Genomic DNA, 21,321 nt, shown 5'->3' on the forward strand with positions numbered 1-21,321 from the left:
TTTTATGGGCATCAAAAAAGAAACATCCCGCAGAAATTTCCTGAAAGGAAGTGTCGCGATTGCGGGGGCGTCTGTAGCTGGCGCTGCAAGTGCCAATAGTGCAGATCCGTTGATTACCGACGTTCAGGACTGGGCATCGATCACTGGAGTTGGCGTCGATGAAACGCCTTATGGTCTTCCGATCAGTTTTGAAAAAGATGTGGTTCGCAGGAATGTCGAATGGCTGACTGCCTCGCCGATTTCGTCAATCAACTTCACGCCGATCCATGCACTTGATGGCACCATTACCCCACAGGGCTGCGCCTTTGAGCGGCACCATTCCGGGGCCATTGAACTGCGAAAGGAAGACTACAGGTTGATGATCAATGGTCTGGTCGACAAGCCACTGATCTTCACCTATTCGGATCTGGAACGCTTTCCCAGAGAAAACCACGTCTACTTTTGTGAGTGCGCCGCCAACACCGGCATGGAGTGGGCAGGCGCTCAACTCAACGGGGCGCAGTTCACCCACGGCATGATCCACAACATGGAATACACCGGTGTTCCGTTGCGCACGCTCTTGAACGAAGCCGGGCTCAGTGCCGCCGGAGACCTGAAAGACAAATGGGTCTATGTGGAAGGTGCTGACGCTTCGTCCAATGGCCGTTCCATCCCGATGGAGAAGGCGCTCGACGATGTTCTTGTTGCCTTCAAGGCCAATGGCGAAGCTTTGCGTATGGAGCACGGATATCCGGTGCGTCTCGTTGTTCCCGGTTGGGAAGGCAACATGTGGGTGAAGTGGCTGCGCCGCATCGAAGTGTCCGATGCCGCAGTGGAAAGCCGCGAGGAAACCTCGAAATACACCGACGTTTACGAAGACGGGACCGCGCGCAAATGGACCTGGGTCATGGATGCAAAATCGGTGATCACGTCGCCCAGTCCGCAAATGCCGATCAACCACTCCAAAGGCCCCATGGTCATTTCCGGCCTGGCATGGTCCGGCCACGGAAAGATTACGCGCGTTGACGTGTCAAGGGACGGCGGCATCACCTGGGAAACTGCGCGTCTCGGAAAACAGGGCGATACCAAGGCTTTGACACGCTTTTATCTGGATACCGAATGGGACGGCAACGCGATGCTGCTGCAGTCGCGTGCGATGGACGAAACGGGATATGTCCAGCCGACCAAACAGCAGCTGCGGGAAATGCGCGGCGAAAACTCTGTCTATCACAACAATTGTATCCAAACCTGGTTCGTAGATGAAAATGGGGTCGTCGAGAATGTCGAAGTCTCTTAATCAGCTTGTTCTACCGATTGCTGGCGGCACGGCGCTTGCCATCTCAGCCGCGCTTTTGGTTGCGAACCTGGACTACGGACAGAACCAGATTGAATCTTTGGAACGGCGTGTTGAACAGGTGTCGTTGCAGGCTGAGGACGCAAGCAAACGCGCCTCGGAAGAAGCGCAGGTCGTCACAGAGCTCAGAGCAAAGATTGAAGAAATCCAGGCGTCTGCAAATGAACGGGTGGCGAGTGGTGAAAACCTGACGGAATATGCACCGCGCACCGATGGCAAATTCGGTCTTGGACGCGAAGCTGTTTCCGAAGAAATCGCAGCATGGGATGTCGATGTCCTGCCTGATGGCCGCGGTCTGCCCGAAGGGCGCGGTGACGCCTATACAGGCGAAGAAGTTTTCGCCGACAAATGCGCTTCATGCCACGGCGATTTTGCTGAAGGGGTGGACAACTGGCCAGTTCTGGCAGGCGGTTTTGACACGCTGGCAGACAAGGATCCGGTAAAGACAGTCGGGTCCTATTGGCCATATCTATCGACAGTATGGGACTATGTTCACAGGTCCATGCCATTCGGCGAAGCGCAGACACTCACAGCAGACGAGACCTATGCGATTGTCGCCTACATTCTTTATTCCAACGACCTTGTGGACGACGACTTCGAACTCAGTCACGAAAACTTCGCCGACTTTGAAATGTATAACAAGGATGGCTTTGTGGTCGATGACCGACCGGAGCTTGAATACACGAAGTGGCGCGCTGAGCCTTGCATGGAAAACTGCAAGCCAAGCGTTGAAATCACCATGCGCGCGACGTTCCTTGATGTGACACCAGAAGATGGTGGCGAGTCGGTCATGAATGATGCCACCGCGCAGGATACGCCGACATTTGTTGCCACTACCGCTGCGCCGGAAGCCGCGGAGAGAGACACAGAAGTTGCCGCGGCCTCTTCAACGGCCATCGATCCGGCCCTTTTTGCTTCGGGTGAGAAGGTCTTCAAGAAATGCAAAGCCTGCCACGCTGTTGGTGAGGGCGCGAAAAACAAGTCTGGCCCTCAACTGAACGGTTTGTTCGGCCGCCAGATGGGCTCAGTGGAGGGGTTCAAGTATTCCAAGGTGTTTGTCGCTGCACACGGTGAAGGCCGGGTCTGGGATGAAGCAGCGTTGGTAGAATTTCTGGCAAAGCCGAGGTCCTACATGAAAGGCACGAAAATGGCCTTCTCAGGCTTGAAGAAGGAAGACGACCTTGCCGCGATCACCGCTTATCTGAAGTCGTTCGGAGAGTAGAGCAAGATGCGCCTCGCTCATCTCCTTTCAGCAATTGCACTTGCCGCGTTCTGTACAACGGCAATTGCCGATGATTTCGGTGATCCCGCAGCGGGCGAAAAAGTATTTAGAAAGTGCAAGAGCTGTCATCAGCTGGGTGAAGGCGCAAAACACCGCATTGGACCGCATCTGAACGGTCTCTTCGGTCGCAGAGCTGCCAGTCACGAAGACTTTCGATATTCCAAGGCCCTGGTACGCGCCGGTACCGGCGGGCTGGAATGGCACGCCGATACACTGGATGCGTTCCTGGAAAGCCCACGCAAGCTTGCAAGCGGCACACGTATGAGCTTCGCGGGCCTCAAGAAGGCAGAAGACCGGCTGAACCTGATTGCTTACCTTCGGGCGTATTCAGACAGCCCAGCCAACATTCCGGAGGCGGATCCGACGGCGAGCCCGACTGATCATGACCTTGACCCCGCCATTCTCGCGCTCAAAGGCGATCCGGAATATGGCGAATATCTCAGCAGCGAATGTACGACCTGCCACCAGGCCGATGGCGGAGATGACGGCATTCCATCCATTGTCCTGTGGCCGGAAGAAGACTTTGTGCTTGCGATGCATGCCTACAAGAACAAGACGCGCGCACATCCGGTGATGCAGATGATGGCAGGACGCCTGAACGCGGAGGAGATAGCGGCGCTGGCGGCCTATTTTTCAGCGCTCGAGCAATGACAGTGCATTTAGGGAGGATAAAATGACACTGAACAGACGGCAATTCATAGGCACAACGGCTGCAGTGGCCGCGACCCTATCCGCGCCCATTGTTAGGGCACAAGGGAAACCGCGGGTGGTGGTTGTTGGCGGTGGCGCCGGTGGTGCGACAGCGGCGCGTTACCTTGCCAAGGACAGCAAGGGTGAAATTGATGTCACCTTGATCGAGCCGACGCGGAAATACTATACGTGTTTCTTTTCAAACCTTTATCTTGGTGGCTTCAAGGAAATTGAAGACATCGGGCACACTTATGGCGGGCTCGCTGCCGGCGGTGTGAACGTGGTGCATGACTGGGCTGTTGGCGTTGACCGGGATGCAAAAACCGTAAGCCTGGCCGGCGGCGGCACCGTACCCTATGACAAGCTTATCCTCAGCCCGGGGATCGACTTTGTCGAAGGCGCAGTTGAGGGTTGGGGCCTCAGCGCGCAAAACGCGATGCCGCACGCTTATAAGGCCGGTTCACAGTCCGAGCTTTTGAAGGCGCAATTGATGGCAATGCCCGCAGGTGGCACGTTTGCAATGGTGGCACCACCCAATCCTTTTCGTTGTCCACCTGGACCCTATGAGCGTGTCTCGATGGTGGCTCACTTCCTGAAACAGAACAATCCAACCGCGAAGATCATCGTTGCGGATCCAAAGCCGAAGTTTTCCAAGATGGCGCTGTTCCAGGAAGGTTGGGCCAACCACTATGAAGGAATGGTCGATTGGATCGGTGAAGACTTTGGCGGCGGAAACGTCTCGGTCGATCCCGATGCGATGACGGTCACGATTGATGGTGAGGAAACCAAGGTCGATGTCTGCAATGTGATCCCGGCCATGAAGGCCGGTCGCATTGCCGAACTGGCAGGCGTAACGGATGGCAACTGGGCCCCGGTAAACGCGGCGGACATGTCGACAAAAGCGGATGCCGACATTTACGTGCTCGGAGATGCGTCAAGTCAGGGTGACATGCCGAAATCCGGCTTCTCGGCAAACTCGCAGGCAAAGGTGTGTGCAAACGCCGTGCGCGGGGCACTGACTGGTTCCAAGGTCTTCCCGGCGAAATTCTCCAACACCTGCTGGTCTCTCATTGCTCCCAACGATGGGGTCAAGGTCGGTGCCACTTACGAAGCGACACCGGAAAAAATAGCCAAGGTCGACGGGTTTATCTCCCAGACCGGTGAAAGCGCAGATCTGCGCAAGGCAACCTACGAGGAGTCTGAGGGCTGGTACTCGGGTATCACCACAGACATGCTCGGGTAGGCCGAAAGCTTGGTGTCCCGGACCGTCGTTGCAACGACTGCCCCGGGACACTGCTCCAGGCAAAGCCTGCCCAACCCGAAAGAGGATCAAGCTATGAAAACTGTCGTTCTCGCTGCAACGCTCGGCCTTGCACTCAGCACCGCTGCCTTGGCCGAAAAACCCTTTACCTATCCGTTCGACGGTTCTTTTGAGGATGCGACCTTTGCGGTCGAAAGCGCGATCGTGGGACAAGGGCTGGTCATCGACTATGTCAGTCATGTCGGGGCAATGCTCAACCGGACCGGATCGGATGTCGGCAGCGATGCGACGATCTTCAAGAATGCAGACATCTTCCTGTTCTGCTCTGCCGTGATTTCACGACAGGTCATGGAAAAGGATCCGATGAACATCACGCATTGTCCTTATGGGATCTTTGTCATGGAGACCGATGAAGGTGTGATGATCGGGCACAAGGATTATCCGGACGGGTCCATGCAGGCCGTGGAGAACCTGATGCAGCAGATCGTTGCAGAGGCTGTTGGCAACTGATGGATTACGGCGCTTTTTTCCGATCCGAGCTGAATTCGCTCCGCGAGGCAGGCAACTATCGTGCCTTTGCCGAGCTTGAACGCCATTGCGGCAGGTTCCCAAGCGCGACCTGCCACAATGGCCCTGGTGAGGTCACCATCTGGTGCTCGAATGACTATCTGGGCATGGGCCAGCATCCAGCAGTGCTGAGCGCGATGCACAATGCACTCGACAGATGCGGTGCAGGTGCGGGCGGAACCCGAAACATATCCGGCAATACGCATGACCATGCGTTGCTGGAAGCCGAAATTGCAGATCTTCACGGCAAGGAAGCCGCACTGCTGTTCACGTCCGGTTATGTGGCAAACTGGTCGGCACTTGGAACACTGGCGTCTCGTATTCCCGATTGCGTGGTTTTGTCCGACGCTTTGAATCACGCGTCCATGATCGAAGGTATCCGTCACAGCCGCGCCCGGAAGGTCATCTGGAAACACAATGATCTGGTTGATCTGGAAGCCAGGCTTGCGGAGCTGCCTGTTGAACAACCAAAGCTCATCGCGTTCGAAAGCGTTTATTCAATGGATGGCGATATTGCGCCGATTGCAGCAATTTGCGATCTGGCGGACCGATATGGCGCCATGACTTATCTTGATGAAGTGCACGCGGTTGGTCTCTATGGCCCACGCGGCGGTGGGATCGCTGAGCGGGAAGGGCTTATGGACCGCCTGACAGTGATTGAAGGAACGCTTGGCAAGGCTTTTGGTGTTGTCGGTGGCTACATATCGGCTTCAGCGGAGCTCTGTGATTTTGTGCGCTCTTTCTCCAGTGGGTTCATTTTCACTACCGCATTACCGCCTGCAGTCGCAGCCGGCGCGACGGCTTCGATGAGACATCTGAAGAACAGCAATGTCGAGCGTCTTCATCAACAAGCCAATGTGGCTCAGGTGAGACGCCGTTTCGATGCCATAGGGCTGCCTCACCTCGACAATCCGAGCCATATTATCCCGGTGATGGTAAGCGACCCGGTCAAGTGCAAGCTGATTTCCGACGTGTTGATGAAAGATCACAGGATCTACATTCAGCCGATCAATTATCCGACCGTGCCCAAAGGCACCGAACGGCTGCGCATCACGCCGTCGCCCGTTCACACCGCTTCGGATATTGATCACCTCGTCTCGGCGCTAGAAGCGTTGTGGACACGATGCGAGCTGGCCCGCCGTCCGGTCGCTGCTTAGGCGGCCAGACTATTCAAACTCCATCTGCTCATAGACGCGGCCGGCGTTTTTTGTCGCAAGTTCTTCAAATGTGTCCAGGTGCGCGTAGGGCGACTGGTCCACATAGTAGGCGTCGGCCAGGTCACCACCGTCTTCAAGATGGTCTCCGATCTTGCTGCGCAGATAGAGCAGGTAGTCACGGGTGTAGCGGCGAACCTGAGCCATATTTGTCGGGTGGCCGTGGCCCGGGATGACATATGTTGCATTCAGTGCTTCAAATCCGTTTTCCCAGGTCTCAATCCAGTCCGCGACAATTGTGTCTTCAAAAATCGGCAGCATGCGCTCGTGAAACGCCATGTCGCCCGCGATAACAAGGCTTTGTTCCGGCAGCCAGACTTGCGTGTCACCAGGTCCGTGTGCCGGACCCAGATGAAGAACCTCGATGCGGAAATTACCCATTTCGATGACGCGTTTGTCTTCAAATGTTTCGGTTGGCGGAGCGACAAACGTTCCTTCTGCCTTGTCCCGGTTGTATCTTTTCATGCCCTCGAGGATCTGGTTGCCGCGTTCCTCGATTTCATGGGCTGTGTCGACATGCGCAAGAATGGGAACCCCTTGCTCTGCCCAATAGGAGTTGCCGAGCATTGCATGCCCCTGGCCGTTTTCATCAATGACAAGCTTAACCGGCTGGTCGGTCACGACGTTGATTTCCCGGTGGAGAGCTTTGGCAAGAATGTAAGCTGCACCGCCGTTGATGACGATCACGCCATCTCCGGTAACGATGAAGCTCAAGTTGTTGTTGTGACCGGAGTTTTCGTAAGTTGGCGGAGCTGTCGCGCCAATGGCCGACCAGACATGAGGTATCACTTCGACCGGCTTTGAATAGAGCGCTGATCCCGGATATTGATCTGGAATGTCTTCGCTGGCATGCGCTGAAAAGGCAAGGCTGGCGGAAAGGAGCAGTCCGACACAACGCATCATATGGCCTCCGGAAGAAAACGATAGCCGCCAGCAGCGCGTTCAACACGCCCGATCCCGCCAGATGGCAGATGAAAGCCTGCCAGTTTCAAATCGTCGGCAATAATGCGGTCCAACAATGCGATACGGGTTGAGGCTGCGACTTCTGCGTCCTGGTCAGAACCACTCGGCCATTCCGGCTTCATGAATGCAACATGGTGGTTGCCGATAGCGTCTCCGACGATCAGCGCAGCTTCAGAACCGCTGCGGACCTCGAAACTCATATGCCCAGGTGTGTGGCCAGGTGTCGAAACAGCCTGGATGCCGGGCAGGACTTCCTGGTCTCCATCAAAGAATTCGACTGAGTCCTCAATGGCTTCGAACCGGCGTTTTGCGCCGACGGCCATCGCAGCTCGTGCTTCTCCAATCGTGTTGACTGTTTCAGGGTTCCACCAATAGTCCCATTCTGCGCGGCTGATCATGTAGGTTGCCTCATAAAACAGAGGATCATCGAATTCATCGAGCAGCCCCCAGATATGATCTGGATGGGCGTGCGTGAAAACGACATGTGTGACATCTTCCGGCGCAATTCCAGCCAGCTCCAAACCTTCCAGAAGCTTGCCTGCCGAAGGTTGGAAATCAGGGCCCGAGCCAACATCGAACAAGACTGTTTTGTCTTCATCCCGGTAGAGCGAAACGTTGCAATCCGGTTTCAATGTCGCTTCGGAAATACCGGCCTCTTTCAAAAGCGGCGCGAGTTCGTCCCAGGGCATAGGCTCGAAGACAAAACTGCCCGGAAGCGTCAGATGCCCGTCGCTTACCGTCGTCAAAACTCCGTTTCCGATGGAGAGTTCGGCCTTTGCCAACCGTTCAAACTGAAGGGACACGGGCAATGCGGCGCAACCTGACAGGAAGGCGCGACGGGATAGGGGCATCATACAAAACCTCTAATTAAATTCTTATATTTGAATATGTATGAAATATGATGCTTGCACAAGCTCAAATGACGTTGAGAAAGCCAAAGATGTCCTCAACGGCAGGCTCTGATCCGGCCAGGCAAAGTCATGCAATTCTGTGAGACGCAGTGCAGAATTTGACCTCAGAAAAGGTCAAGCCTGAAATTGGCGTGAGGCCGAAGGGGGCATTCGGGAAAGTTTCTGCGGACCTTTGTTTGATGCCGCAGATTTGCCGCAAGGACACTCTCTCCAAAGGTGCCGTTAGGTCAGTTCAGGGCTGAGCTCGATCTTTGAAAACGAACCGGCAGCCGAAAGACCGCCATTCGCCAATGAACGTTCGTCTGATCTTGAAATCTGGGTTTTCTTCCGACGTTCCCGAGGGGAAAGGCCGTATTTTTCCCTGTAGACGCGGGCAAAGTGGGCTTGGTCGACAAAGCCGGTTGAAAAGGCAACCTGTGCAACTGCCATCCTGGTCTTGCGCAGCAATTCGTCAGCCTTGTGAAGACGGATATCCATGTAATAGCGCATCACGCCGATCCCGAGATCCGACTTGAAATTGCGTTGCAGTTTCCGAGAACTGACACCCGCCAGCATGGCCATTTGATCAAGCGTCAGAAGATCGGTGACATGGCTTTCCATCAGCTCGACGGCAGCCGTGACGCAGCTGTTGACGCCTGTGTTACTGCCCAGATATCTGGATCGGAGCGGTTCGTCCTGACCACGCATACCGCTGTGTACAAGCCAGTCGCTGACCTTGCCGGCAAGCTCTGCGCCTTGTTCCGATTTCACGAGCGCCAGCATCATGTCCAAGGAAGCAACGCCACCTGCACAGGTGTACCTGTTGCGGTCGATCACAAACAAACGCTGTTCAAGAAAATAAGCATCGGAGAGGGCATTGAGTTCTTCGAAATGTTCCCAATGAACCGTGAACCGCCGGTCATTCATCAGTCCGGCTTTTGCCAATAGAGCTCCGCCCCCGGAGATGCCGCCCAGATCAACACCATGTGCTGCAAGCTTGCGCAGCTGGGCAAAAAGACTGGCGTTTTCGGCATCACCCAGATTGCTGCCGGCGACGACAAGAAGCAGGTCCACCTGATTTGTCAGAATCCCAAGCGGCTCGGTTTCAAAGTAAGCGCCGCAAGTTGCGCGCGCCTTGCCGGCATTGTGCGAATAGTAGGTAACGCTGAAAAGATCTGAGCCACTAAGAAGATTAGCTGCCCTAAGAGGTTCGGTCGCCGAGGCGACGGACATCAACGCATAACCATCGACGAGCAGAAACCCGATCTTTCGATGCTGCTTTTCAGTTTTTGCATCGAACTCGTCCTTGGTGGACCTTCCCTGGGAGCTCTTTGTCAGCGAACAGCTTTCTCGCAAGGACACCCGCGTCTGGGCACCATCACCTTCTCTCAATTCGATTTCGTGGCTGTGGATCGGATTCAGAAAGGCTTCATTCATCTCATGACACCAGTCGTTCTTTGCGCGGAGCGGTTCTCTCCGCTGACAGAGCCAAATGGGTCCAGCTTGTGCCAGGCGGCTCGCTATTCTCTTTCGTCATCTTACGCGTTCTAACAACCGACTGGGCGCATTTCTGCGGTTTCAACGACATCGGACTTTCAACACGAAGACCTGCTTGTGAAATTTTCTCCAATAATTTCACGTGAGAAGATGAAAAAATCAACCGATTTTTCATTTCGCATTTGATTGCTCTCAGCAATTTGATCTCGTTTGTGCCTGAAACGGTCGATTTTCTGACCATGGCACAGATGCAAACATGCGCATAGAACCACAATCCGCCATGGCTAGATTCCAGTTCTGGCGCGGGTGGATTCCCGGACCACCAGATCAGTCTCGAAAAGCCGTTCGGACGGCCTTTTTCCGTGTTCGATCCATTCTGAAATAGCAGTTGCGGTCGCATGGCCCATACGGACGACAGGAAGATGAACCGTCGTGAGGGCAGGGAACGTGTGCGCAGATCCGGGCAGATCGTCGATCCCGATGACCGAGATATCGTCCGGAACGGCAACTTTGTGACGCTTCAGTTCATACAGAACGCCGGTCGCAAGCACATCTGAGAGACACAGGATCGCCGTCGGCCCGTCGTCACGGGAAAGGATCTTGTTTGTTGCTGCGCAGCCGTCCTCAATGGACAGGTCCGCCTCGAAGAAGCTCAGGCGCGCGGTGTCGTGTCCTTCAAGACCTTTGAGACGTGCAAGTGTGCGGTCGTTGCTGTTGAGAGAACCGTGAACGACCGCGATTGCCGAGTGGCCGAGCGACAGAAGATATTCAAGGGCGATCCGGCCGGCACCGGCATTATCATAGCCAATTGTGGGAAGAAGGAAGTCCGGATCGAAATAGGATGTCGCCACAGCCGGCAACTGGCAGCGTTCGATAAGTTCAAACAGTTCGGGTTCATGCGTGATGCCCGAGACAATCAGTCCTTCCGCGCCGATGTCCACCAGCGTTTGCGCCTTTTGCGCCTCAACGGAGGCATCGCCGTTGGTCGTGGCCACAACAAGCGACAGTCGATATTCGGATAGTTTCTGTTCCAGGGCCGCCAGATATCGCGCGAAGATCGCATGGTCCAGGGTCGGGACCAATGCGCCGACGACCCGAGAGCGGCCCGAGTTGATGGCGCGTGCAGCTGCACTCGGGACAAATCTGAGTTCGGCGATTGCTGCATTGACCACCGCCTTGGTGTTTTCGGCAACACTGTCCGGAGTATTCAGGACACGGGAAACAGTCGCGACAGAAACATTTGCCAGTTTGGCAACGTCCCTGAGATTGGCGCGTTTGCGGTATTTGGGATTGTCCATGCGCCTCCAAAACTGCCCGAATTGAAATTCTGCAACAAGAGAGACTTGACATATGTAACGGGTCTTAACAAGCTATGTAACTAGTTACATATGGCGGAAATGCTCAATATGCGCAGCCAGGCAGTACTTTACGCGTTCAACAACGTCGGTCATGAAACGCCGGGGAGAAAGTTTCCCGGCTTCAGGAAACCGACGCAGATCAGAACTTATGCGCTGTCTCCACGCGAGGCCGTGCATTTGAAGATGCTTCCCGGTGATCTCCTGTCCGTTGATGGCATTGCTGGTGTCGGTGAACTTCAGATTGTCGCCTTTTCAGGCGACGGCGGCGAGGCGCTTCCTGCACTTGGGCTCGCTGCTACCTCCGAGCTCGATACTCAAAGTTTTGACAGCGCTGAATTTTGCGGCTGGGTCGCATCAAAAGGGGGTGGAGAGCGACTTTCCTTTGGTGCCCATCTGCTAAAGGCATCTGTCGAGCCAATAGTCTTGAAAGCGGAGAAGACTGCAGACGTCTGGTTGGTGAGACCTGCAAACACAAATGACCTGATCAATGGCACGGCCGGAGGAGTCCTGTCTGTCAGCCACGCGCCTGCGGCTCCATCAGGGCGACCGTTGCCCCTTCCACTTGGCGACATGCGAGAGGAATTCACTGTTCAAAGGGGAACAGGTGTTGCCTATGAATTGCGAGAAGGCGAGATCGTTCAGATCATCGACATAGAAGGGCAGCAGTGCTCGGATTTTATGGCGTTCCGCTCCGATGGGCTTCAAAGCGGTCAGGAGTGGATGATCGACAGCACCGCGACACGCTCGATGGTGAGGCGCTCCTATCCTGAGCCGGGACTGTTTGATAAATTCTACGATCGTGAAATGCGCCCCATGCTGAATGTGGTTCAGGATACGTGTGGGCGTCACGATACATTTGGTCTTGCCTGCACAGCGCGCGGCTACGAGGAGCGTGGCTTTCCAGGACACGTGAACTGCTCGGACAATATGTCAAATGCGCTTGCGCGGTATGGGGTTGGACGCAGGTCAGCATGGCCAGCCATCAATTTCTTCTGGAACACCTGGGTCGACCCGCACCATCACACCATCCAGACGGAAGAGTCGCATTCGCGGCCTGGCGACTATGTCGCCATGAAGGCGATGGCCGACATGGTCTGCGTGTCTACTGCCTGTCCGGATGACATTGACCCTATCAACGGGTGGAACCCGACTGACATTCACGTGCGTATTTATCGGCCCGATCAACCGGTCCGTAGGGCTGTGGCCTATCGCGAAAAGGAAGATGCTCCGATGACAATCAGTCAGAACTCCGCGTTCCATGAGCGGTTGACGAGTCTGACGCAGCAATTTGCACCTGCAAGAAATCTCTGGGCTCCTGTCAGTTTTCCCTCCTATGGCACACTCGGCGAATACTGGGCCTGCCGGGAAGCGGTCACCGTTCAGGACATGAGCGGTTTGCGCAAGTACGACATCATCGGACCGGATGCTGCAAAGCTGATGCAGCTTGCCACCACGCGCAATGTTGAGAAACTCGCGGTTTGGCGGGCCTATTACACCTTGATGTGTGATGGCAGCGGAACCGTTATCGATGACGGAACACTGCTGCGACTCGGCCCGGAACTGTTCCGCTGGTGCTGTGGATCGGAGGAAAGTGCCCGCACTCTTGAAGCGTTGGCGCGGGAGAGGGAACTGCATGTGCGCATTCAGGACAATCGCGACGCCTTGCCCAATCTTGCACTGCAAGGCCCAAAGTCACGCGATTTGTTGCAAAAGATCGTATTCACACAGCCGCATGTGCCTTCGCTGGACCAAATGAAATGGTTCGGTCTGACCGTTGCCCGGTTGAACGACCGTGAAGGTGCGCCGTTCCTGCTGTCACGCACTGGATACACCGGCGAACTCGGTTACGAAATCTTCTGTGCCAAGTCCGATGCGATTGCAATCTGGGACGCCGTCATGGCTGCAGGTGAAGAGTTCGGCGTAACTCCGATGGGAACCGCAGCGCTCGAGATTATTCGGATCGAAGCCGGGCTTGCAGCCCGCAATGCCGAGTTTGCACCGGGTGTCGATGCCTATGAAGCCGGCTTGGGCTTTGCGGTGGACCTCAAGAAAGAAGACTTCACCGGCAAAGACGCACTTGAAAGAAATGCCCGTGAACCGCGCCGGGTGCTGAAGGGTCTCCTGATCGACAGCGACGACGTGCCGGCACACGGAGCTCCTGTTTATGCCGGCGAGCGGCAGGTCGGTGTTGTGACTTCAGCCACGCGATCACCCTCGCTGGAGCGAGCGATCGCGATGGCTCGGATTGCTGTTGAACACGCAGAAACCGGAACAAACCTTGAAATCGGGCAGCTTGACGGACGCATGAAACGTCTCGGCGCTGCGGTTTCCGACATCCCCTTCATAGACCCGCAACGAAAGCGGGCACGCGCCTGAGAGCGTACACAAAACCTACCAGAGGAACGAAAAATGAAATACGGAACGAAATCTTTATTAGCGGCCACACTGATCATGGGTCTCGGCACGTCCGGTGCCTTTTCACAAGACAAAGTCATGGTGGGTGAACCCAGCTGGCCTGGGGCCAAAATCATGGCCAACCTGATCGGCCAGGTCATCGAAAAACGGCTTGGTGGTGAGGTCGGTTATGCACCGGGCGCCAATGCGGTTATTTTTGCTGCGATGGATGGCGGTCGTGGTGATATCGACGTTCACCCCGACGTCTGGTTGCCGAACCAGTCTTCGTTTACAGACGAATATGTCGACCAGAAGGGCACAGTTGCTCTGTCTGCCGGCAGCTATTCCGGCAAAACCGGGTTCTGCACACCGACCTACATGGCGGAAGAGCACAACATCAAATCCGTGTTTGATCTTGCCACACCTGACGCACAGGGATTGTTTGACGGTGACGGCGACGGAACCGGCGAAATCTGGGTGGGTGCTTCTGGTTGGGCGTCGACCAACGTGCACAAGGTCAAGGTGCGGGACTATGGTATTGAGACATTCCTCGCGCCGACAACCGAAGACGAAACTGTCTTTTATGCTCGCCTGAAAGACGCCGTCGATCAGAAGAAAGGTGTCGTCTTCTATTGCTACAAACCACACTATGTGCACGCACTTTATGACGTCACCATGCTTGAAGAACCTGAACATGATCCGGAGCAGTTCACGATCATTCAGCCCGACCAGGATGCCGACTGGTACAACAAGTCGAAGATCACGACCGGCGATCTCGTCAAGACCGTCAAGGTTGCCTATTCAAAGTCCCTCGAGGACAGAAACCCGGCGGCGGCACAGTTCCTTGCCAATATCAGCATGGATGCGGATCACCTGTCGCAACTGACCTATGAAGTCGTGGTCAAGGGTGGTGAGATCGATGATGTCGTTGCAGCCTGGATCGATGGGAATGGTGAAGTTGTCGATGGCTGGCTCGGCCTGAACTAACACTCTCCCAGGTCACGCCCCGGTGCCGCTTCGCGCCGGGGCTGCGCCTCCTTTTTGGAAAAAGGAGACAGGTGTGTCTGACGATATCGCAATCGATGCAAGGTCTGTGTGGAAAGTGTTTGGGGGTCGGGCAGAGGAAGCTCTGCGCGCCATTCATGCCGAGGGCCTTTCCAAAGCTGAAGTTCTTGAAAAGTATGACTGTGTGGTCGGTGTCGCTGATGCGACCTTCCAGATTAACCGGGGTGAACTCTTTTGTATCATGGGGTTGTCCGGATCCGGCAAGTCGACCTTGGTGCGCCACGTCAATCGTCTGCTGGAGCCCACTGCCGGTCACATCCTGGTCAACGGCCAGGACGTTGTTGAGATGAACCCTGTTGAACTTCGCCGGTTGCGAAATCACAGGGTCGCCATGGTGTTTCAGAATTTCGGGCTGATGCCCCACCGAACCGTGCGTGACAATGTTGCCATGCCTCTGGAAATTCGTGGCACCGGCAAAGCACGGCGCTGGGAAGAGGCTGACAGGGTTCTGGACCTGGTCGATTTGAGCGGCTGGGAGGACAAGTACGCGCATGAATTATCGGGTGGCATGCAGCAGCGTGTCGGGCTGGCACGTGCCATTGCCTCCGATCCTGACATTCTCTTGATGGATGAGCCCTTTTCAGCGCTTGATCCTCTCATTCGCAAGCAATTGCAGGATCAGTTCATGGAGCTGAGTGCGAAGCTGAACAAAACGACCATGTTCATCACCCACGACCTTGATGAGGCCATTCGCATTGGCAACAGGATTGCCATCATGAAGGACGGTCAGATTGTCCAGATAGGTACGCCGGAAGATATCATTCTCAATCCGGCTGACGACTACGTCGCTGACTTTGTTGCCGGCATCTCCAAACTCAACATGATTTTTGCCCACGCGGTCATGAAACCAGTCGCCGAGTTCGAGGCCAAAAACGGTCCGATACCGGAGGGTGCCGGTACGGCGCATCCGGACATGGACTTGAACGACCTGATTTCGATCTGCACCGAAGGAGCCGGAGTGGTCCGGGTCAAGGAAAACGGACAGGATCTTGGGGTCATCGACCAGACGGAGCTTCTGCGCGCAATCCAAAGCAGTCAGGCATGAGGGGCATATCATGAGCGTTGTCGATGAAAATGATATCAAGCCTGAAACCGTTGACAGGCTGAACACGTTGATTGCCACATTCGTTGGCACCGGGCAGGACTATTACCAGCGCACCTTTGCCGTGATGATGAAGGCGCCGGGTTATTGTTTCACCTTGAATTTTGCAGCCGGATTGCTGGGCCCTATCTGGTTCGGAGCTCGCGGCCTTTGGTCGTGGTTCCTGGGTTTTTTGGTTCTGGAGACCTTTGCATACATTCAAATCGGTCTCGGTCTGTTCGGAGATCTGGGTGGGTCACTTAGAGAGCGGGCTGCACAGATTGCGCAGACGTTGGAGTTGCGGCAGCAGCAAATTGCGGCCGCTGAAAAGTCAGGGGCTTCTTCACTTGAGAGCCTCAAACGGGCCGCCAGTTCTCTGGAGACGGCTTTGGCGGACGCACAGGCGGCAGCAGCTGCCGCCGACTCCAGCGGTTTGGTTTATCTTGCTTTCGGTCTCCTTGTACTGATCGGGATCAAGTTCCTGAGCGCGTCTCTGGCAAACTGGACGCTGGAAGAGCAATTCACGCGGTGGCGGTCGGATCAGAGCGTTGCGAGCGGCTGGTCTGCACAGAGGCTTGCGGTTGCCACTGGACTGACCATTGCCGTCGTCGTGTTGTCGGTGATCAGGTTTGCACAGCCGGACGCCATCGCAGCCCTTGCCACTTTCCCGACAGATCGCAATTGGCGATTGGGTGTTGGTGATGGTGTGCAGGCGGTGTTTGATTGGACCAAAACCGTTGGAAGGGGCTTTTTCGACAGTTTGACCTTTGGCATGCGCACGCTGCTCGACGGTATTGAGGTCGTTCTTGTCGGTACGCCTTGGCCGGTTGTTGCCTTGGTCATCATCATGCTGGCGTATCTGTCGGCGGGGCCACGGGTCGCAATCTTTACGGGTGCTGCCCTTGCCTATCTCGGGCTGCTCGATTTCTGGGAAAAGGCCATGACCACGATCGCGCTTCTCGGCGCGGCAGCCCTGATATCGATCAGTCTTGGCATTCCGCTCGGCATCTATTGTGCGCGCAGGCCCAGGGTTTTCGGTGTCATACGCCCGATCCTGGATTTCATGCAGTCCATGCCGTCCTTTGTATATCTGATCCCGGTCGTGGCCTTTATCGGCTCAGGCAAGCCGGCAGGTGTTGTTGCCACGATGATCTTCGGGAGCCCGCCTGTTATCCGGTTTACGGTTCTCGGGCTTCAGCAGGTGCCTGAAACGGTGCGTGAAGCTGCACTCGCTTTTGGTGCGACCCCGCGCTACCTGCTTTGGCGTGTTGACCTGCCGCTGGCGCGCAGAACGATCATGGCAGGTGTGAATCAGACAATCCTCCTCTCGCTTGCAATGGTCGTCGTGGCATCGCTGATCGGTGCCAAAGGCCTTGGCGAGGATGTCCTGGAAGCTCTGCAATATGCAGCCGCAGGGCAGGGTATCCTCGCCGGGCTTGCGATCCTGTTCTGCGCGCTCATCCTCGACCGTATCGTGGTTGGCGGGCGGCACTAGGCCGGTGCAGAAGCGCGAAAGGGCGCCAACAAGATTTCAGCGAGCGGGCCATCTCGCTCGCTGAACTTTTTTGAGAAGCCGACAGCCCCAATCGATCGCTTGCTGGACACTGTTTCCGGAAGCGTCTCTATGCATGTCTGCGAATGTGCCTCGGGCCGCCCCAAGAAGAGTAAGCAAGGCAAAGAGCAAACCTCCAGCGCCCCCTACCGAGCGCTGCCGTATGACATTTGCGGGCGAGTTGGCAATGGAGATAGGGGAAACCGGGACAAAGCTAGGCACGTGCTTATTTCCCGCATGAAGACTGTTCCAGCTCAGCTGAAGAGTGCGATGGAAGTCGTGATGGCGTTCCCGACGATTTTTTCCCACCTAGCCTGAGCCTGCGCAGTGCCAATCGAACCGGGCACCTTGGTCCTGATCACGACGATCTCCGAGAGCGACTGCCTTTATTCAGGCAAAGGTCTGTTAATGTTGATCATCGGTATTTACCACAAGGTTCATTGATACTGGTATTTCTGGCGCCTCTAGACGTATTTTGTTTATCGCTTGAGGCGACGCAGATACCGTGGAAAACGATCCGCTGTCATTTGCTGCCATATTGCAGCTTTAGCGGTCATTCAAGTTGTGCGTCCGATGCAGCGGGGTTGTTCTCTCTTGGACAAGTTAGCGTAACAGTTACCTGGTGGGCACATGGTCAAGCTGAGATCCGAGGTCGATCCAATACGTTTGAAGCGCGCCTGGGGCGCGATCGACAGCGCGTTTGCGAGGCAAGGTCTTACGCTGCACCGAGGGCACGACTTCGATCAGATTGATAGGATGGCCGAACGCAGTGGACTAAAGATTCTCGAGGCACATTTTTCTCCGCGAACACAGACATTCTCCAGTGGACGGGCGTTCTGGCTCGGGGTGACGGATGTGAAGGACAAACTGGTTGGCAGGGTGTGCGCACGCCTTGACCAGATCCGACCTCCACAGACGTTGGCGGACTATTGGCGTAAACACTTTTATCGCTGCTTTCCGGCAGAAACCGGCGGTCAGGTCGAACTGGCAGAAGAACAGCCACGCTTTGCTGAAAAGATCACCGGAGACACGGTCTATATGGGGGGCACTGAAGTGCGTCCTGAATGGCAGAACTCTCATCTCGGCGGCATGCTGAACCGCATCGCACAGATTGAAGCGCTCGACGAATGGGACGCGGATTTTTACTACGGCTGGATGGAAAAGCGCGTTTTCAAGGACGGTTTTCTAAGGTCGTGTGGCTTCACGCGCCTGCATGCAAATGCGGTGCGCTGGCAGGCTGGTGGACCCATCCCGATTGATAACGACCTATACCTGGCCGGAAACGAGCGTGATGATGTTCTGGATATGATAGACCAGATCCTGAGTGCTCCTCCAAAAGCCATAGAAGACAGAATATCCGCTCAAAACCTCCCGGCGTCTGAAACTTCAAAACCAGCCGCTCAAGAGTAAGGTCGGGTGTGCCTTCGCCCATCATGTCACCGGTGCGCTGAATGTCGTACCAGGGCTCTCCACGGATGGCCGCGTGATACCCTGGTGCCACTTTCCGGCGGTAATCCAGCGGCAAGGATGTTGGTTGGTCAGACGGCGGCAGGTAGTTCCGGAATGTCGAGTCTTTTCCGATGAGTGTAACTGGCGGCACGTCGTCGGGAACCAGGTCCGGACGGAACAGCATCAGCTTCTTGGACAGGTGCGTGACCTGGCTGTCTTGCAGGTAGAAACCTTCGTTCTGACGCCAGAACTTGTAGAGAAACTGCGCTTCGTCACCGGCGGCGCCGCTTTCGACCCGGTCCAGTGATAGCTTCTTAACAAAGGAATTCATGTTCTCCGCCCTCGTTAAAAGGCAAGGTTGGCCGATAGCCGTTTTCGATCGCATGTTCGAATATTTCACGTTCCGCCAGTTCCGCCAGGTGCCGGCGTTCACTGTCACTCAGGTCTGTGACCTTGTCGTGATCGAATTCGTTCATGCAGTAAAAGTCCAGGATGTAAAGACAGTCATACTGGGCTGCGATGTGAAAGAGCTGCAGGAATGTCAATTGCTCCGCAGTGAAGTCTGCGTTGTTGTTCATGTAAGGTCCTTAATCTCCAAGGCCTCGGGTGTGCCCTGGACAGTCTTTAGAATGTGAAATGTCTGCTCCAGTCGCTCAAACGCATTTGCGCGCAAGGCTGCCGGCTTTCTGTTCTCCAGATCGCAGACACGGTCATATGCAAAATCAAATAGCTTCTTTGTATCTGTTGGGCGCGCAGGCCTGTCGGAATTGTCGTTCAACGGTATTGATGCGCTGTCAGCTGACCTGACAGTATTGGGAAGTGGAATGCCAAGTCCCTGATGTAACAGAAGCAGTTCGACCGCCTGCAAACGCTGATGGCCGTTTTTCAACTTCCACAGTTTCGAACTGCTTATCCCAAGTAGGGCATTGATTTCCTTATCGGAATGTTCGGCCAAAATATCCAGAAACCAGTCGTGGACCAGCTTTTCCAGGTTTTGGACTTCCTCGGATTCAAGGTTTGTCTCAACTTGAAGCGACACGTGCGAGTTCCTGCATCTAGAATCGATGTTTCGATTTTGGTCAAATTTTGTCCAAAATAGACACAAGTTTTCAGAAAAAGCAACGCAACGTTTCTGTGATCGTGACTTAGAGTTTGATCCGAAGCATCAAGGATTTTCGACCGGACACTCTTTTCAAGGCAAGGTTCGAGTTGAGACTTGCCAACTTTAAACGGCATTCTTGTTGTTCAACGGTCGTAAATACTCATGACAACGCCTGACTGGGTGGCTTCCAGTTTCTTGAGCACAAAACCGCTCAAAGAGCCCGTTTCCTGAAAGAGGCGTTTGCCGGATCCGGCAACGACCGGAAATGTCCAAAGCCGAAACTCGTCTATCAGGTTATGCATGGCCAACAACTGGATGAGTTGCCAGCTCCCGTGCACCTGGAGCAAAGGCCCGTTCGATGCCTTCAGGTCCGCAATTTCGGTCACGAGATCGCCGCTCAGCTTTTCGGAAGGCGACCAGGTCAACTCGTCCATCGTCCTTGTTGCGACAAATTTTCTTGCCCTATTCATTATGCGGGCAGGGCCGCTGTCCTCCGCTTCCGGCCAGTGACCGGCAAAAAGCTGGTAGGTCTTTCGCCCGAACAGCATGTCATAGGGTTCATTCATGGCTTCGCGTTGAACCTGCTCCATGACGTCTTGCCAGAAGGGCGCTGCCCAACCGCCTCCTTCGAAATCTCCAGATCGATCTTCGTCGGGTGAACTCGGTGACTGCATCACACCATCCATCGTTAAAAAAGTCAGAATCGCGAGTTTTCTCATGTCGCCTGTCCTTCGATTAAAGTGTCTGACAGGAGGTCCAATGTGCTTTCCCAGCCCTCCTGGTGCACCGTGCAAGCCGTGTCGTTGGGAATGCCTTCATGCACAATTTTGACTTCAGTGGCCTCGCCGGATCGTTCGAAGTGAAATGTGACACACATTGGTACTCCTGCGAGCGGGTCGGGAGCTTCCCAGACCCAGGTCATCTTGATTGTCCTGTCTCGCTCTATTTCTTCGAAAGTGCCGCTAACCACGGGTCTCCTTCCATCGGGCAAAAGCCAGGCAAGGCGGTATCTGCCACGAACGCGAAATTCGTAAGTCAATATTTCGACAGGTGTGTCCGCATTTGGTTTGAACCATCCGGCAAGTGCGGCAGGGTCAGTAAAGGCTGCGAAAATCCGGTTGCAAGGAGCCGCGATGATACGGCTGACGATCAACGGAATCGGAGCTTCCGTCATTCTGTATCCTCGTCACTTCCGTCCGTTGCCCGAAGCTCTGGTTGCCCATCAGTGACGAAACTTTCCAGGTTCCGAAGAGCGCCTTCCCAGAAGGTGCGATGCCGTGAAATCCAGTCTTCCGCCTGTCTCATGCTGTCCGCAACGAGGTGAAAGTGATGGACACGCCCGTTTACTTCCCGGCGAACAAGGCCGGCGTTTTCAAGTACTTTCAAATGTTTGGAGATCGTGGGTTGCGCAGCATCGAATGGCGCACGCAGCTCTCCTGCGGACAAAGCCCCGCGGCTTGCGAGCATTGAAATCATCTCGCGGCGAGTTCCGTCCCCAAGAGCATGGAAGGCACGGTCGAGACTGTTTTGATAATGTATAGCCATATGGCTATATTATGAACGCGGCCCAGAGTGTCAAGACCAGTCCGTCACCAGTGCAATCTTAAGGTCTAGCCAGAGCAG

The 21,321-nt window shown here is 55.1% G+C and carries 20 protein-coding genes; 11 read left to right on the forward strand and 9 right to left on the reverse strand.

Features of this window, described 5'->3' with window-relative positions:
• Positions 1-4: 4 nt before the first annotated feature.
• The 6 genes from soxC to hemA all read left to right on the forward strand — a co-directional run bounded on the left by soxC (position 5) and on the right by hemA (position 6,290).
• Entirely contained in the window at positions 5-1,276 is a 1,272-nt protein-coding gene (soxC, locus tag K1718_RS10475; RefSeq protein ID WP_152500870.1) for a sulfite dehydrogenase, read from the forward strand.
• Positions 1,260-2,555, forward strand: coding sequence for a c-type cytochrome (locus K1718_RS10480; RefSeq protein ID WP_265684359.1), 1,296 nt, complete (start codon positions 1,260-1,262; stop codon positions 2,553-2,555). The genes soxC and K1718_RS10480 overlap by 17 nt, the downstream gene beginning before the upstream one ends.
• 6 nt (positions 2,556-2,561) lie before the next feature.
• Positions 2,562-3,266: a c-type cytochrome gene (locus K1718_RS10485; protein ID WP_265684360.1), complete on the forward strand. Its 705-nt coding sequence runs from the start codon at positions 2,562-2,564 to the stop codon at positions 3,264-3,266.
• A gap of 22 nt (positions 3,267-3,288) precedes the next feature.
• On the forward strand, positions 3,289-4,548 hold the full coding sequence (locus tag K1718_RS10490) for an NAD(P)/FAD-dependent oxidoreductase (RefSeq protein ID WP_265684361.1): 1,260 nt from the start codon (positions 3,289-3,291) through the stop codon (positions 4,546-4,548).
• A 93-nt stretch (positions 4,549-4,641) separates the two neighbouring features.
• Positions 4,642-5,076 carry a DUF302 domain-containing protein gene (locus K1718_RS10495; protein WP_265684362.1) on the forward strand — a complete coding sequence of 145 codons (435 nt, stop codon included), beginning with the start codon at positions 4,642-4,644 and terminating at the stop codon, positions 5,074-5,076.
• Positions 5,076-6,290, forward strand: a complete 1,215-nt coding sequence (gene hemA / locus K1718_RS10500) for a 5-aminolevulinate synthase (RefSeq protein ID WP_265684363.1) — start codon at positions 5,076-5,078, stop codon at positions 6,288-6,290. Before K1718_RS10495 ends, hemA begins: the two co-directional genes overlap by 1 nt.
• 9 nt (positions 6,291-6,299) lie before the next feature.
• On the opposite strand, the gene K1718_RS10505 is transcribed toward hemA, so the two are convergent.
• The 4 genes from K1718_RS10505 to K1718_RS10520 form a co-directional block, all read right to left on the reverse strand.
• On the reverse strand, positions 6,300-7,250 hold the full coding sequence (locus K1718_RS10505; RefSeq protein ID WP_265684364.1) for an MBL fold metallo-hydrolase: 951 nt from the start codon (positions 7,248-7,250) through the stop codon (positions 6,300-6,302).
• Complete coding sequence (locus tag K1718_RS10510) at positions 7,247-8,164, reverse strand: MBL fold metallo-hydrolase (RefSeq protein WP_265684365.1); 918 nt, start codon at positions 8,162-8,164, stop codon at positions 7,247-7,249. Before K1718_RS10510 ends, K1718_RS10505 begins: the two co-directional genes overlap by 4 nt.
• Positions 8,165-8,443: 279 nt before the next feature.
• On the reverse strand, positions 8,444-9,637 hold the full coding sequence (locus K1718_RS10515) for a GlxA family transcriptional regulator (RefSeq protein ID WP_265684366.1): 1,194 nt from the start codon (positions 9,635-9,637) through the stop codon (positions 8,444-8,446).
• Between the two features lie 344 nt (positions 9,638-9,981).
• The gene (locus tag K1718_RS10520; RefSeq protein ID WP_265684367.1) at positions 9,982-10,995 is read right to left on the reverse strand and encodes a LacI family DNA-binding transcriptional regulator; all 1,014 of its coding nucleotides are present in this window, start codon (positions 10,993-10,995) and stop codon (positions 9,982-9,984) included.
• A gap of 108 nt (positions 10,996-11,103) precedes the next feature.
• On the opposite strand from K1718_RS10520, the gene K1718_RS10525 reads away from it, so the two are divergent.
• From K1718_RS10525 to K1718_RS10545, 5 genes are all read left to right on the forward strand, one after another.
• Entirely contained in the window at positions 11,104-13,431 is a 2,328-nt protein-coding gene (locus K1718_RS10525) for a DUF1989 domain-containing protein (protein ID WP_265684368.1), read from the forward strand.
• 33 nt (positions 13,432-13,464) lie between these two features.
• Positions 13,465-14,436 (forward strand): ABC transporter substrate-binding protein, encoded by a 972-nt coding sequence (locus K1718_RS10530; RefSeq protein WP_152500879.1) that lies wholly within the window; start codon positions 13,465-13,467, stop codon positions 14,434-14,436.
• Between the two features lie 73 nt (positions 14,437-14,509).
• Positions 14,510-15,559, forward strand: coding sequence for a quaternary amine ABC transporter ATP-binding protein (locus K1718_RS10535; protein WP_265684369.1), 1,050 nt, complete (start codon positions 14,510-14,512; stop codon positions 15,557-15,559).
• A gap of 10 nt (positions 15,560-15,569) precedes the next feature.
• Positions 15,570-17,090 (forward strand): ABC transporter permease, encoded by a 1,521-nt coding sequence (locus K1718_RS10540; protein WP_265684370.1) that lies wholly within the window; start codon positions 15,570-15,572, stop codon positions 17,088-17,090.
• Positions 17,091-17,777: 687 nt separating this feature from the next.
• Positions 17,778-18,557, forward strand: coding sequence for a hypothetical protein (locus K1718_RS10545; RefSeq protein WP_209006890.1), 780 nt, complete (start codon positions 17,778-17,780; stop codon positions 18,555-18,557).
• 353 nt (positions 18,558-18,910) lie between these two features.
• On the opposite strand, the gene K1718_RS10550 is transcribed toward K1718_RS10545, so the two are convergent.
• From K1718_RS10550 to K1718_RS10570, 5 genes are all read right to left on the reverse strand, one after another.
• Entirely contained in the window at positions 18,911-19,174 is a 264-nt protein-coding gene (locus K1718_RS10550; protein WP_152500882.1) for a hypothetical protein, read from the reverse strand.
• On the reverse strand, positions 19,171-19,635 hold the full coding sequence (locus K1718_RS10555; RefSeq protein ID WP_265684371.1) for a hypothetical protein: 465 nt from the start codon (positions 19,633-19,635) through the stop codon (positions 19,171-19,173). Before K1718_RS10555 ends, K1718_RS10550 begins: the two co-directional genes overlap by 4 nt.
• 206 nt (positions 19,636-19,841) lie before the next feature.
• The gene (locus tag K1718_RS10560; protein WP_265684372.1) at positions 19,842-20,417 is read right to left on the reverse strand and encodes a dihydrofolate reductase family protein; all 576 of its coding nucleotides are present in this window, start codon (positions 20,415-20,417) and stop codon (positions 19,842-19,844) included.
• Positions 20,414-20,872 (reverse strand): SRPBCC family protein, encoded by a 459-nt coding sequence (locus tag K1718_RS10565; RefSeq protein WP_265684373.1) that lies wholly within the window; start codon positions 20,870-20,872, stop codon positions 20,414-20,416. The genes K1718_RS10560 and K1718_RS10565 overlap by 4 nt, the downstream gene beginning before the upstream one ends.
• On the reverse strand, positions 20,869-21,243 hold the full coding sequence (locus K1718_RS10570) for an ArsR/SmtB family transcription factor (protein ID WP_265684374.1): 375 nt from the start codon (positions 21,241-21,243) through the stop codon (positions 20,869-20,871). Before K1718_RS10570 ends, K1718_RS10565 begins: the two co-directional genes overlap by 4 nt.
• Positions 21,244-21,321: the final 78 nt, after the last annotated feature.

Source organism: Roseibium porphyridii, from assembly GCF_026191725.2.
Lineage (GTDB): Bacteria > Pseudomonadota > Alphaproteobacteria > Rhizobiales > Stappiaceae > Roseibium > Roseibium porphyridii.